The following is a 13,605-nucleotide window of genomic DNA, read 5'->3' on the forward strand; positions in this document are numbered from 1 at the left end:
AACTAGTTAAAAATCTATTAATACTTAATAATAAGTACTTATCCTCAGGACCCACATGCTGAGAAGAAAATTGATGGACAAACTGGTGGAATGGAAAGACGACCCGAACAAGAAGGGATTGATCGTCACAGGGGCCAGACAGGTGGGGAAGTCATACCTTGTGGAACACTTCGGAAAGGAGCATTACGACAACTACCTCTGCATAAACTTCTCAGACGAAAACACCACGGACATATTCAAAGACAACACGGATGCTGCCACGATCGTTCGTGAGATCCGGTTGCGTTACAAGGATTTCATCATCGAGAAGAACAAGTCCCTCCTATTCCTCGACGAAATCCAACTCTGCCCAAACGCCAGATCTGCGATCAAAGCCCTGGTGAACAACAGCGACCTGGACATCATAGCCTCAGGGTCGCTCCTGGGTACCATGGGCCTGAAGCGTACGGACGGGAAGGGATCATATTGGGACCCTCTGGAATGGCTGTCGGTCACAGTGAAGAAAATGGATGATGTCGGTGAACCGGACGAGTTTGAAGTGAGCGCGAAAGACCCTACGGAATACGTCAAGAAGTCCCTGACCGAAGGTTCCGTAAAGCTCAAACCGGTCGGTTACGAGCAAGTCATCGAGATGTACCCCATGGATTTCGAGGAATATCTGTGGGCGATCAACGTGAGCGAGGAGGATACGGATCGCATCCGTGAGAACATAAGGAACAAAAAAGGATTCACGGAAGCCACATTGAACACTCTTAACCGCTATTTCGACCAATACCTGACCGTTGGCGGTATGCCCCTCGCTGTGTTGGACAGCATATCATCACCACGGTCAGGAGCGTCGCTTATCGACATTCAAACGAACATCATGAACTGGTACAGGTCGGACGTCATCGACTATGCACCCATCGAGATCAAGGAAAAAGTACGCATGTGCCTCCTATCCATCCCCAAACAACTGGGGAAGAGAAGGAAGAAATTCTCATACACGGACGTGGACGGACAACCGAACAACGGATGGCGCGACTACCTCGAACCCATATCCTGGCTCGAATCGATGGGTATTGCCCAGGTCTGCGAATGTCTTTCAGAGCCCGTCATGCCGCTGAAGAATCACATAAACAGACACTTCAAGATCTACCTGTCAGACACAGGACTGCTCATGTGCGGAATGGAGGTCGGCGTCAGAGTCGCGATATCCGGGGGCGATTATTCCATCAACAAGGGTGGAATAATCGAGAACGCTGTGGCCAACATGATCGAACGCTGTGGCCTGGAACTGTTCTACTTTGAGAGGAACAAACGCTACGAGAAAAAGGACGGATCGATGGCCGTAGACCGCATAGAGATCGATTTCATCGCAAACTTCGACGGGAGGATTGCAGCGATCGAAGTGAAATCCGGAAACAACAGGAGGGCCAGCTCCCTTAGGAAACTCATGACCGATGAGAGGTATTCGATGTACAGGATCTCCAGATTCATAAAATTAGAGAAATCCAACATCTTTGTCGATGAGAATGGGGTGGAACACTATCCGATATTTGCAGCCGCATTCATGGATTCCATGTTCGAGAAGAACACCATAGCATACGTGAAATCCGAAGGACCGCTTGAATTCTGAGTTCGGAAGTGGCTATCGTTTCCGAACGGTAACTATTCAGGACGTGCGACATGAAGCAGTTAAGGAAAAAGCGCGGATCGGCACGTTTCCCCTCCACAACGAAGAGTGTCTTCCTGTCACTCATTGAACTCCCCGCCACGATACAGCTTCTCGAGATTGTGTCCCTCCCTGAGCTCCCTCTCGGTCAGATCCGAGAATGCCCCGATCCTGTTGCCCTCCATCAGGAAATAGCAGTCCGGCCTGAGTATGTCGTTCGGCCCACGCACCGTCCACGGACTCGGATAAGAGATCGGCCGCCTCCGACGGGAGACGGCCGTTAAAATGTGCCTCAGGACATTATGTCCTTGAGATGGCCCTGCTGGATGGAATCCCTGATCTCCATCGCGAGCCTGGCACCGGTGCTCAGGCCGGGATAGATCAGGTCCGCATACGGTGAACCGGATATGAACGGGTTCGTCCCAGCCACGATCCTCGTGGAGATCTCGAACACCTTGAAGTCCAGCTTGTCGGAGACGACCGTCTCGAGACAGAACGGGCCCCACATGCCGCCGAACAGCTCATAGGACTTGTTGACGATGGCCTCCGCCATCTCGAACGCCTTGGGAAGGAGCGACTCCCTGATGACCACGGACGTGTTCCCGGTCACGACGAAGGACGGGTACAGACCGTGTCTCCTGGACTCCTCGATCGATCCGAGCTTGTACATCTCGTCGATGTTGGACTCGTCGCGCCTGTCTATGGACATGAGCTCCAGGGACCCTCCCTGCTCGCACCTGTACCCGTCGGTCTTGTACGGGTCGTAGAAGAAGTGCAGATAGTACCTGGTCCCGAGGCAGTACTCCTGGATGGTGTACGGCTGGCTCTGGTCGATGGCCATCTTGAAGTCCGGGTAGTCCATGGCGATGAAGTATCCCCTCCCGCCCTTCGCCCCGTGGTACTTGACCATGACCGGCTCGTTGATCTCCCTGGCATCGGTGATGAGCTTCGGCATCGGGACGCCGGACGAGGTGATCCACTGCCTCTGCCTGTCCCTGTCGGACTCCCACCCGAGGACCGCGCGGTTCCCGTACGAGGGGATGGGGAGCTCCGCGAACCTGCGGGGCCCCATGTACTCGACGAACGAGCCGTGGGGGATGATTATGGTGTTCCTGTCCTGAAGCTCTCCGATGCGCTCCTCGAAATCGTCGAAGTCCTTGTAGCGGAAGATCTCGTCGGGCTTCGCCAGGGGGAACGCGTCGTAGTACTTGGTACTGTGAGAGATGGTGAGTCCTAGAGTCTTGAAGCCCATCTTCCTAGCACCGTGGAAGATCTGGAGCGATGAATGGGAGCAGAGCGTCGCGATCGTTATGTCGCTCGTATCGTACCCGTCCAGAATCTCATCGATCTTACTCTTGGGAACCATATTGGTCAATTGCGTTCAATGATAAAAATATCTCCATACATACTGTCTGGGATACCGTTCCGGGATCGGCGTAAACCCCTGTCCCTCCCTCGGACGTGCCGGCCGGTGCGTCGGTTGTTACGGTGAATGGTGTCCGTGCGATTGTCACGATCGGGGCTTCACGGTGAGTCGTGTCCCGCGCCCTGGGACGTGCAATATGGCAGACGCCATGGGTCGCACCCGCTCCGGCAGGTCCTACCTGCCGACCCTCAGACGAGGTCCGTGGTCCAGTTGAGCTCCTGTATCCTCACGTCGATGGAGCGGGCCTCCTCCGCCACCGAGTCCACGACCTTGCGGAGGTCCCTCACGTTCACGGTGCTCTGGACCCTGATCTCGGTCGAGCTGTACCTGTTGACCAGCGATCCGGCCTCGTTCAGGAACGCCCTGAGGATCTCCGACTTCCTGATCAGGATGTCGCGCCTGGCTATGAGCTCCGTGAGGGTCCTGCCGTCATCCGCCCTGGTGACGCTGTTGGTCAGGTTTATCCTGGTGATGAGGTCCTGCATCTGATCCGACACCGAATCGAGTTCCGCCAGGAGGTCCCCGGGGTCCTCCGCGGGGCTCTCGCCCTCCTGCACCTTGGCGTTGCTGTTGAGCCTCCCGCCAAGTTCCAAGAGCCTGGTGTTCAGGTCCGCCCTGAGCTTCAATGCCTCGGCCAATCTCATGCACCGGACATCCGCGACCCGCGATTTAAACAGCGCGAGAACATCGTCCTTCGGACCCGATTATGAGCGGGGGACGCTTCTCTAAATACCGCCTCGTGCTCTACCGATTATCCCCGCACGGGGAGGGAGTCGATCCCATGAACAACACAGAACTGACGCCTCACTTTGAAGAACTAAAAAAGGCGCTTGAAGGAAGTATCGACGACGATGAGCTCATGGCCGAGCTCAACAAGTACCTCAACGACTACCACGTGGACATAGCGGCCGCCAAGCGCGGGATCCTCAGGAAGTACGGGAAGAGCGACAGCTCGTTCGCCACCTCGTCCACGCCCGTGAAGAAGGTCGCGGACCTCAACGGCACGGAACCGAACGTGGACATCGTCGCCAAGATCGTCTACGTGGAGACGAAGAACATCACCGTCAAGGGCCTCAACAAGACCATCGTCTCCGGCATCCTGGGGGATGACACTGGAACGGCATCGTTCACCGTCTGGGAACCTGGAGCGGTCCAGATGGAGAAGGGCTCGGTGTACAACTTCAGGAACTGCTACTGCAAGCTCTGGAACGAGCGCGTGCAGATCAACATCGGGAACCGCGGGAAGGTCGAGCCCGCCGTCGGGATCGAGTTCGAGGTCCCCAACAGCACCGCGTCCCTCGCATCCACCGATGTGAAGATCGGGGACATCCGCGAGGGGATGGGCAACGTGTCCGTGGAGGGACGCATCATGTCCGTGGAATCCAGGAAGATCGTCAGCCGCGGCGAGGAGAAGATCGTCTACTCCGGCATAATCGCGGACGAGACCGGGAAGATACAGTACTCCGCATGGCACGACTTCGACCTCAAGGCCGGGGAGTCCATCTCCGTCAAGAACTGCTACATACGCGCATGGAAGGGCATACCCCAGCTGAACATCGGCGACCGCGCCGTCGTGGACAGGCTCGGCACGCCCATCGAGGTCGAGGCCGGGGATTCCCTGAAGACCGTCTGCGAGATCAACAGGATCGGCGGCGGGCTCGACATCACCGTCGAGGGCGTCGTCGTGGACATGAAGAACGGGAGCGGCCTGATCAAGAGGTGCCCCCAGTGCAACCGCTCCGTCATGAACGGCATGTGCACCGCCCACGGCTCCGTGGACGGCATACCCGACATGAGGATGAAGCTCGTCGTGGACGACGGCACCGGTGCGATCGGCGCCATCGTGAACCGCGTCGATACCGAGAGGCTCACCGGGGTGACGATGAGCATGGCCACCCAGCTCGCCAACATCCAGGGCGAGGGCGTGATCGTGAGGGAGCTCATGGGGAGGATACTGCTCAAGAAGGTCCGCCTCACCGGCAACGTCATGAGCGACGACTACGGACCCAGCATGATCGTGAGGTCCGCGGAGGCCGTGGAGACCGACATCCAGGAGGAGGCCGAGAAACTCCTTTCCGAAGTGGAGGCGGCGATATGAACCCCAACGGAAAGATCAGCCCCAGGGAGACCGCCTGGAGGATCTTCGCCAACGAGCTGAACAGCTCCGTCCTGGAGATCAAGGCCACCGAGGAGAAGATGCCCTCGTACATCGTCACCCCCCTGGGCGCCAAGGTCAACAGGATCCTCATCGCGGGGACCATCACGGAGAAGGCCAACAGCGGCACCGAGGACGAGCCCATGTGGAGGGCCCGCGTCCAGGACGTCAACGGCGTCTACTACCTGAGCATCGGAAGGTTCCAGCCGGATGCCCTCGCGGCCATGGCGGACCTCGAGGTGCCCTGCCATGTCGCAGCGGTCGGAAGGGTCCGCACGTACAACAACGGCGACGGCAGGACGTTCATATCGGTCAGGCCGGAGAGGATAGTCAGGATCGAGGAGGACACGCTCAACGAGTGGCTCCTCGACACCGCCAAGTCCACATGGGCCAGGCTCAAGTGGATGAAGGAGGTCGTCTCCATGCCGGACGCCAAGGTGCCGGACCTCGTCAAGATGGGCATGACGCCCGTCGAGGCCGAGGGCATGCTCTACGCACTGGACAACGGCGAGATGCCCGATTCGTCCGCATACCTCAAGACCATACAGAACGCGCTCCGCAGGCTCCTTCCCGAGAAGGAGGTCGACTTCGGGTTCCCCGAGGGCCTGGACGACGGCCCCGACGAGATCGACATCGACGAGGGAGGGTCCGAGAAGAGCAACCACGGGCAGATGGAGGACATCATCCTGAACCTGCTGGACGAGCTGGACGTCGACGGCAAGGGCGCCCCTCGCGACGAGCTCGAGAGAAGGGCCGAAGCTGAAGGCATAGGGGGGATAGAGCTCGAGGAGATCTCCAACACCCTCATGGACAAGGGACTCGTGTACGAGCCCAACCTCAGATACCTGAAACGCATCTGATCAAAGTGTTTTGGGGCGGTCCGAAAGGACCGCCCGGTTTATCCTCACCTCATCTGAGCCAGTTCTTCATCCAGCTTGTCGGAGTACTCGGAGAATCCAAGCCTTCCCGCCAGGATCATCCAGAACGCGAACAGTCCCATGAACAGCGCGAGGAATCCCGCGGCCCCGGTGAACACCGAGAAGATGCAGAGGATGAGCGCGACCCAGTAGTGCATCCTCTTCCAGCAGAGGACCGCGGACGCGATACCGCAGATGGAGGATGCGAGGTACGCGAAGACTGCGTAGTTGAAGTACTGGGTGACCTCCTCCCTGGAGAATCCGTACATCTCGACGAAGTTGGGGTCGGCCATGAGGATGTCCACGATGGAGTTGAGGTCGATCAGGAGATACAGGCCGAAGATCAGGAACGGCACGGAGTAGACCAGCATCAGGACCGCGGCCCAGTTCAGCTGGTTCCCGAGCGAGTCCTTGATCTTCGCTTTCTCGGCCTCGGCGACCGCAGGGTCGTCCGATGGCACCTTGGTACCGCATGAGGGACAGAAGCGGGCGTTCCCCGAGAGGTTCTGCCCGCAGTAGGTGCAAAAACGTTGCTCCTCAGTTAGCATGTGACATCAATTCACTTTCTTCTAATTATATCTGATTCAATCGACGAACGTCGCCGAACCGTATCCCACCACGGAATCGGGATCGATACCGAGCGAATCGTTGGAATCCGTATGCAGGACCCCCTCCGGGATACAGCCGCTGCAGAGCCTCATCACGGTCATCACCGGTCCGTACCCGCACATGGAGATGCGGTTGTCCGCTACGGTGCGGTACAGCCCGTCCGGGTCCATCGCGCGCACCCTGTCCAGGACCATCGAGTCGAGCCTTCCGGCATCACCCTTCGGGATGTAGTGGGACAGGTCGGTGGACGCGATGAAGACCACGTCGAACCCCTCGCACGCCTCCCTGAGACACGATGCGAGACGTTCGGCGGCGGCAGGTGACTGGTCGCCCATGAGGATCGGGACGATCCTCGCCTCCGGGTCGATGTACTGGATGAACGGCACCTGGACCTCGACGGAATGCTCGAACGCGTGCGCGTCCGGCGAGTCGGGGATCGACCCTGCCAGACGACCGCATATGCCCTCGTGCGTCCCGCACACCCCGAGCGGGGTGACGAACGGGTCCGAGCACAGGACGCTCCCCGCACATGTGCCATGATGGTCCGGTCCGATGATCACGTAGGCGTCGGGACCCCCGTCCTCGGCCAGCCTGCGGTAGACGTGTGCGGCATTGGCCCCGGAGGCCATGTACCCCGCATGCGGGACCATGGCGCCACGGACCCTTCTGGAGGACCCGCGGCCCTCCGGGAGTCCCGGACCGAGGCCGTCCATGAAGCAGGATTCGATTGCGTCTCTGAGTCCCTCCGGACTCGCAGGGTAGAAGCGACCGGCGACTGCGGGCTGTCTCATGGATGGGGTATAGAAGTATGGTAAAAGGTTTTGAGGGTCTTAAAAGACCCTCAGATGACCAGCTTGGCCTCAAAGTCCTCGATCTCGAGCTTGAAGTCTTCGGGGTCCTTGAGGTCTCCCCTCTCGACAAGGGTCTGCCTGGAGAGCAGCCAGAAGATGCATGCCAGGGCACGCCTTCCCTTGTTGTTGGTGGGGATGACGATATCGACGTTACGGGTCTCGTTGTTGGCATCGCAGAGGGCCACGATGGGGATTCCGAGGTTGAGGGCCTCGTTGAGGGCCTGCTTGTCCGCAGAGGGGTCGGTGATGACGAGCACTTCGGGCTCGATGAAGTTGGGGTTGGCGGGGTTGGTCAGGGTCCCGGGAACGAACCTGCCGGCGAAGGCGGGTGCGTTGATGGCCTTGGAGAACTCCCTGGCGGGCTTCTGTCCGTACTGCCTTGCGCAGACGACGAGGACCCTGTTGGGGTTGAAGCGGGCAAGGAAAGAGGCTGCCGCCCTGATCCTGTCGTCGGTCTTCTTGATGTCAAGGACGTACAGTCCGTCGGTCCTGACCTTGTAGATGAAGTCCTTCATGTCAGCAGACTTCTGCTGGGTTCCGATGTGGACTCCGGATGTGAGGTAGGTTTCTTCGGGGACCAGGAGCTCGTTGCTGTCTATGGGCTGAATGTCATCGTCTGCCATTGAAATTCCTCTTAGTTCTTCACGACGGTGATGGGGATCATGTCGGCCTTGTACTCCAGCATCGCAATGTCGATGGGGTCGAGCATGGTCTCAGGGTAATCCACAAGCACAGGGGCCCCGTAGGAGATCTGCAGCGACCTTGCGCCGATGATCCTGGCCTTCTCGAATCTGGTGTATTTGCTCTCCATGATATCACCAAGTGGGATACGGCTCGTATTCGCAGGTCGCATATAAGCGTTTGCCTCCCTGTTAGTAGGGATAACAAACAACGCGCGCGTAATATATAGTGTGCGCACACAGCGTACATAATGGTTCACGCGGAGATAGTAACGGTTATTTCGGCGGACGGGATGCGGGCGACCATGGCAGACGAGCTTGAGCTTTGCACCGCGGCATTCTTCCGCACGATCGGCAAGGACGTGGCCACGACGGACGAATTCGTGATGGAGGTGTCGCTGGGCCAGAAGTGGATGACACCGTCCGAGGCCAAGGCCCTGCTGTCAGCCCTGGTCAGGAGCGGCAAGATCGAACAGAAGGACGGGTACATACGCCCGAAGGGGGACATAGCCCAGATCGACGTGCCGCTGGCATATCGTCCGTCGAAGGACGTGCTGCAGCATGAGGCCCCGAAACAGGCCCCGCCCGTGCCGAAGACGTCCGATGGTAAGAGCCAGGATGTGTTCCCGGAGCTCATGGAGATAGCCGTGGGCGCAGGGATCCCCCGCCGTGAGTTCATACAGGAATGCAACCGCATCCAAAAGAATCTGGACATCGACATCTGCGTCGCCGCACTCGTCGTGCTGCGCGACGCAGGCGTCGACATCGCCCCGCTGACGGGGAAGGTCCGCGACTGGGTCGCGGGCCCGGTCACTCCTTCTTGATGAAGTTACCGAGGGTCATGCCGCCGCCGCGGTTGCCTCCGACGGTCCCGCCGGACTGGACGGCCTCGGTCAGCTTGACATCGAGGGCCTTCTCGATCTTCTTGGCGAGCCTGTCGTCCGGGACCAGGTTGTTGGCCTCGATCTTGGCGAGCGTCCCCTGCTTCTCCTGGATCTGGTTGGCGAAGGTCTTGAGGTCCATCCCCCTGGCCTCGCGTGCCCTCCTGATGACTCCTCCGTAATCGTCCACGATCTCGATGGTCGTGGTCCCGGCATAGATGTCCTTGGATTGCATCCTCCTCTCGCGACGCTCCAGCCTCTGGTCTATGACCGACTGGGACACGGGAGCGCCCGGTCTGGATGTGGCCGAGGAACCCGACATCTCTCCGAACTTGGAGCAGTTGGGGCAAACGCTGAGTCTAGCGCCGTCCAGGATGATCTCGCGGGTCACCGGGACGTCCTTTCCGCACATCTCGCATAACATGCCCACTTCATCGTCGCCGCCGATATTATCTTTTGGTTCCGCCCCTCGGGACAGGACGCACGATACGGAAACCGCGACCTCGGCCGGAGAGTCCACCGTGCCTACGCTCCCATGCGAACGCGGGAAACGGTTATAACCGACCTCCTCTGTAACCCGAGGGAGGATATATGACCGCGGGCGAGAACGAGGACGTGGCCGAACTCAAGGCCAAGATTGTCACCCTCGAGGAGAGGAACGTCAGGCTGATGGAGGACCTCCAGAACGCCGAGACCGAGAAGCGCTACTCCGAGAGCGAGCTCTTCAGGCTTCAGAAGGACCTTTCTAGGCTCAGGAACGAGCTCGAGAGGCTCAAGAGCCCGCCGCTCATAGTGGCGTCCCTCAGGGACGTGCTTCCGAACAACCGCGTGGTCGTCAAGAGCTCCACCGGCCCCGACTTCGTCGTGACCGTGTCCGAGTACGTACCCCCGGACGACCTCATAGTCGGGTCGAGGGTGTCGCTGAACAAGCAGACCCTCTCCCTGATGGAGGTCCTGCCCACACCGGTCGACCCGGTGGTGTCCGGAGCGGAGATCATCGGGAAGCCCGATGTGACCTACGACGACATCGGAGGCCTCAAGACACAGATGATGGAGCTCAGGGAGGCCGTGGAGGACCCGCTGCTCAGGCCCGAGCTCTACAAGAAGGTCGGGATAGAGCCCCCCAAGGGCGTCCTCCTGGTCGGTCCGCCCGGGACCGGTAAGACCCTGATGGCCAAGGCCGTCGCGAACGCGACCCAGGCGACATTCATAAGACTGGTCGGGTCCGAGCTCGTCCAGAAGTACATCGGAGAGGGTGCCAGGCTGGTGCGCGAGCTGTTCCAGCTCGCCAAGGACAAGGCGCCCAGCATCATATTCATCGACGAGCTGGACTCCGTCGGCGCCAGGCGTCTCGACGTCGCGACATCCGGGGACCGCGAGGTCCAGAGGACGCTCATGCAGCTCCTCTCGGAGCTGGACGGCTTCACGCCCACCAGCGATGTCAAGATCATCGGTGCCACCAACAGGCCGGACATCCTGGACGATGCACTGCTCAGGCCCGGGAGGTTCGACAGGATCATCGACGTCGGGCTCCCCGACACCGAGGGCAGGACGCAGATCTTCAAGATCAACCTCCAGCACATGAACGTGGACAAGAAGGTGTCCGCGAAGAAGCTGGCGGAGGCCACCGAAGGGCTGTCCGGAGCGGAGATCAAGAGCATCTGCACAGAGGCCGGAATGCTTGCCATCCGCCACGACAGGGACCACATCACCGAGCGCGACTTCATGGACGCCAAGGAGAAGGTCGTCGAGGCCGGCAGGAACAAGGCGAAGCCCGCACCCGCATACCTGTACGGGTGAGAAACTCCAATCCATCCCCGGGATCGGACCTTCCGGTCCCGGGACACTTCTCATAGGTCCTCGGACCGCTCGCTCTCATCGGTCGTCGAGAACTCCCCCTCGCGGACCATCTTGGCAAGGTTGTTCCCGCGACGTATGTTCTTCCCTGTGAGGCTCGAGAGCGACGAGAGGCAACCATGGCCCATTATGAAACAGCAGTCCGGACGCATGTGGTCGCACGACACCAGCTCCACGTTGTGGGTCACGAAGACGCACTGCGCATCACTGCCGCGTATGATGTAGTCCATCACGTTCTCCGCGGTCCTATAGTCGAACAGGTCGTCGAAATCATCGAAGAAGATCAGGGAATCCCTGTCCCTGCAACGCATGATCCAGACATAGAGGCGCGACAGGATGGCGGTCCCGCGCGACACCCCCTGGTAGAACGGGATCTCCTTCGTTCCCGTTGCCACCGTTATCCCGCCACCTGAGCATCCGACCGATATATCCACTCCGCCCACCCCTCTGAGGAACTGCTCGAACTCGTCGATGAGGCCGTTCTCCATGATGAACACGGACGGGTCGACATCGTGGTCCATCATCCCGATATGGTCGTCCATGCGCCACATCGCACGGTAATACAGGGAGTGCTCCGCGAAGTCGAACACCGCACACATCGGCGAATCATCGCGACGGGGCATGTCGTGCAAGACCTTCATCAGCGCCTTGGACCCGTCCAGACAGGACGCGTCCGAACCGACGACCTCTGCCAGCAACGGTTCGAAGAAGGATGCGTCCGGATCGTCGAGGTCGTACGAGAACACGGACCTACGGTCCACGGTCAATGATTCCGAGACCACCCTGAACGGCGATGTCTTCTCGTACTCGTAGACGACGGATGTCCCGTGCCAGGAGAACTCATAGCGGAAGGTCGCCCGGTCCGATCCCGAATCCCCGTTGATGAAGCATGCCTCCGTGTGCTGCCCTATGTCCTTGGTGAAGCCCGTGACCGTGGTGACTATATCCATTATGGCATAGCCGAAGCTCGTCTTCCCGGAACCGTTCCCGCCGAGTATCACGACCTTCTCCAGGAAGTCCCCGCGGACGCACTCCTTGCCGAAATCGTAGTTCCTCTTGTCAGTGAAGTCGATCTCGACCTGTTCCCTGAAGCACCAGTAGTTCCTCACCGAAAATCTGACCAGCATCCGATCCCCGCCTTCGCGTACGTACCGGGCCCCGGCACATGAGGTAAATCTTTTACATCAGAATCCTGTATTATATATTTGGATGTATCCTCCAACTATGGTGATTTGAATAGACAGGAAAATGCTCGTCGCCATCATCGCCGTCATAGCGGTCGCCGTCGCCGCGGTGGCCGTGATGTCGACCCAACAGCAGGAATCCGATCAAGGGATCGATGATCCGGTGTCCTTGGAGGACACGAGACTGAAAATCTACGGGAACGCCGACGGAAGCGACAGGCTGGATGAGACAGACCTCAAGGTCATCGAACATATCATCGCCGTCAATGGCGACTCGGATAAGACCAACGACGTCGACTGGGAGAAGGAGTACCCCCTGGCCGATGCGAACTACGACGGGACCGTGGACCAGAAGGACGCAGACACCGTCCAGACATTCCTGGACAAGGGATCCTCCATGATGTACTATCAGAACTTCTACGGCAACGTCACGTACGTGAACTACCCAATCGGACAGAAGGTCGGGTCCGAATACCTCAACCTCACCCTGCTCTCCGCGATAGGATGCTACGACATGCTGAAGGCCATCGACGCCACTACGCCCGGGATGTACGCGAACCTCTATCCCGGAGTGGACAAGATGCCGATACTCGGGACCTGGCACGAACTCACGATAGAGGGCATCAACGCACTCTACATGGACGGGACGATCGATACCCTCCTCCAGTGGACCGGCGGTCAGAACACGGACTACATCTGGGACAAGGCCGAGAGGTCCGGACTCGCGGACAAGGTCTCCATAGTCATCGTCCCCTGCCAGGGCCCCAGGGTCATCGAGGGCGTCCTGGAACTCGCGTGCATGCTGGGGGACCAGACACTCTCGGACAAGTACAGGGCATGGTACGACGAGGCGATGGTCCTGATGGACTCTATCGCCGAGAAGGCTGAGAAGAAGACCGTGACCGTGATCAGGTGCTACAACACCAAGGCAAGCACTATCGCGGCGTTCGGCTCCGCCCAGGGCCCTGCACTGTGGTTCAACGAGATCGTGAACTTCCAGGAACCGTACGTCGGGAAGACGAACTTCGTGACGCTGGGGTCCGTCGAGAGCTTCGTGGACTCCGCCACCGACGAGGTCATCGTGATGTTCCAGAAGAGCTGCGCCCATGACGAGTTCAACGACCTGGTCGAGGAGTACCTGGGAGCGCTGTACAAGGAGACGACCCAGTTCAAGGAAGGGAAGATGTACGTCGTAGACTTCGAGCTCATGCCCTACTCCGGAGGCCCTGCTGGATGCTACATCCTCGCGGCACACCTGTATCCCGAGCTCTTCGACATGGACGATGCGATGGACTACCTGCAGGAGTACCTCGACAACTTCGCCGTCAGGGAGGGCGCGGATGCGAACGAGGGGTACACCTACACCGGCCCCGGGTACAACCTCTGAGGTA

Annotated in this window: 15 protein-coding genes; 6 read left to right on the plus strand and 9 right to left on the minus strand. The window is 59.2% G+C overall.

The window, feature by feature from the left end; genetic code table 11:
• Nucleotides 1–55 precede the first annotated feature (55 nt).
• A complete protein-coding gene (locus V5D86_RS04230; RefSeq protein WP_414595456.1) occupies nucleotides 56–1,618 on the plus strand; it encodes an ATP-binding protein in 1,563 nt (520 codons plus the stop codon).
• A 116-nt stretch (nucleotides 1,619–1,734) separates the two neighbouring features.
• Here V5D86_RS04230 and V5D86_RS04235 read toward each other — a convergent pair whose 3' ends face one another.
• The 3 genes from V5D86_RS04235 to V5D86_RS04245 form a co-directional block, all read right to left on the minus strand.
• Nucleotides 1,735–1,884: a hypothetical protein gene (locus V5D86_RS04235; RefSeq protein WP_414595457.1), complete on the minus strand. Its 150-nt coding sequence runs from the start codon at nucleotides 1,882–1,884 to the stop codon at nucleotides 1,735–1,737.
• 62 nt (nucleotides 1,885–1,946) lie between these two features.
• Nucleotides 1,947–3,020, minus strand: a complete 1,074-nt coding sequence (locus V5D86_RS04240; RefSeq protein ID WP_414595458.1) for a formate--phosphoribosylaminoimidazolecarboxamide ligase — start codon at nucleotides 3,018–3,020, stop codon at nucleotides 1,947–1,949.
• A gap of 248 nt (nucleotides 3,021–3,268) precedes the next feature.
• Complete coding sequence (locus V5D86_RS04245; protein WP_414595459.1) at nucleotides 3,269–3,724, minus strand: DIP1984 family protein; 456 nt, start codon at nucleotides 3,722–3,724, stop codon at nucleotides 3,269–3,271.
• A gap of 137 nt (nucleotides 3,725–3,861) precedes the next feature.
• Here V5D86_RS04245 and V5D86_RS04250 point away from each other — a divergent pair, with 137 nt between their 5' ends.
• The gene (locus V5D86_RS04250) at nucleotides 3,862–5,178 is read left to right on the plus strand and encodes a single-stranded DNA-binding protein (protein WP_414595460.1); all 1,317 of its coding nucleotides are present in this window, start codon (nucleotides 3,862–3,864) and stop codon (nucleotides 5,176–5,178) included.
• Complete coding sequence (locus V5D86_RS04255; protein ID WP_414595461.1) at nucleotides 5,175–6,095, plus strand: RPA family protein; 921 nt, start codon at nucleotides 5,175–5,177, stop codon at nucleotides 6,093–6,095. Before V5D86_RS04250 ends, V5D86_RS04255 begins: the two co-directional genes overlap by 4 nt.
• A gap of 44 nt (nucleotides 6,096–6,139) precedes the next feature.
• On the opposite strand, the gene V5D86_RS04260 is transcribed toward V5D86_RS04255, so the two are convergent.
• The 4 genes from V5D86_RS04260 to V5D86_RS04275 are packed head-to-tail and all read right to left on the minus strand — an operon-like array spanning nucleotide 6,140 to nucleotide 8,423.
• Nucleotides 6,140–6,700: a zinc-ribbon domain-containing protein gene (locus V5D86_RS04260; RefSeq protein WP_414595462.1), complete on the minus strand. Its 561-nt coding sequence runs from the start codon at nucleotides 6,698–6,700 to the stop codon at nucleotides 6,140–6,142.
• A 36-nt stretch (nucleotides 6,701–6,736) separates the two neighbouring features.
• On the minus strand, nucleotides 6,737–7,552 hold the full coding sequence (amrB, locus tag V5D86_RS04265; protein ID WP_414595463.1) for an AmmeMemoRadiSam system protein B: 816 nt from the start codon (nucleotides 7,550–7,552) through the stop codon (nucleotides 6,737–6,739).
• A 50-nt stretch (nucleotides 7,553–7,602) separates the two neighbouring features.
• A complete protein-coding gene (rpsB, locus tag V5D86_RS04270) occupies nucleotides 7,603–8,235 on the minus strand; it encodes a 30S ribosomal protein S2 (protein WP_414595464.1) in 633 nt (210 codons plus the stop codon).
• Between the two features lie 11 nt (nucleotides 8,236–8,246).
• On the minus strand, nucleotides 8,247–8,423 hold the full coding sequence (locus V5D86_RS04275) for a DNA-directed RNA polymerase subunit K (protein ID WP_414595465.1): 177 nt from the start codon (nucleotides 8,421–8,423) through the stop codon (nucleotides 8,247–8,249).
• Nucleotides 8,424–8,597: 174 nt separating this feature from the next.
• Between V5D86_RS04275 and V5D86_RS04280 the strand changes: the two genes are divergently transcribed.
• On the plus strand, nucleotides 8,598–9,116 hold the full coding sequence (locus tag V5D86_RS04280; protein WP_414595466.1) for a DUF2240 family protein: 519 nt from the start codon (nucleotides 8,598–8,600) through the stop codon (nucleotides 9,114–9,116).
• Here V5D86_RS04280 and V5D86_RS04285 read toward each other — a convergent pair.
• Nucleotides 9,103–9,597: a multiprotein bridging factor aMBF1 gene (locus V5D86_RS04285; RefSeq protein WP_414595467.1), complete on the minus strand. Its 495-nt coding sequence runs from the start codon at nucleotides 9,595–9,597 to the stop codon at nucleotides 9,103–9,105. The genes V5D86_RS04280 and V5D86_RS04285 overlap by 14 nt on opposite strands.
• Nucleotides 9,598–9,764: 167 nt before the next feature.
• Between V5D86_RS04285 and V5D86_RS04290 the strand changes: the two genes are divergently transcribed.
• The gene (locus tag V5D86_RS04290) at nucleotides 9,765–10,973 is read left to right on the plus strand and encodes a proteasome-activating nucleotidase (protein WP_414595468.1); all 1,209 of its coding nucleotides are present in this window, start codon (nucleotides 9,765–9,767) and stop codon (nucleotides 10,971–10,973) included.
• A 50-nt stretch (nucleotides 10,974–11,023) separates the two neighbouring features.
• Here V5D86_RS04290 and V5D86_RS04295 read toward each other — a convergent pair whose 3' ends face one another.
• Entirely contained in the window at nucleotides 11,024–12,157 is a 1,134-nt protein-coding gene (locus V5D86_RS04295; protein WP_414595469.1) for a hypothetical protein, read from the minus strand.
• 121 nt (nucleotides 12,158–12,278) lie between these two features.
• Between V5D86_RS04295 and V5D86_RS04300 the strand changes: the two genes are divergently transcribed.
• Complete coding sequence (locus tag V5D86_RS04300; protein WP_414595470.1) at nucleotides 12,279–13,601, plus strand: hypothetical protein; 1,323 nt, start codon at nucleotides 12,279–12,281, stop codon at nucleotides 13,599–13,601.
• Nucleotides 13,602–13,605: the final 4 nt, after the last annotated feature.

Source organism: Candidatus Methanoprimaticola sp. MG2 (genome assembly GCF_047501175.1).
Taxonomy (GTDB): domain Archaea; phylum Thermoplasmatota; class Thermoplasmata; order Methanomassiliicoccales; family Methanomethylophilaceae; genus Methanoprimaticola.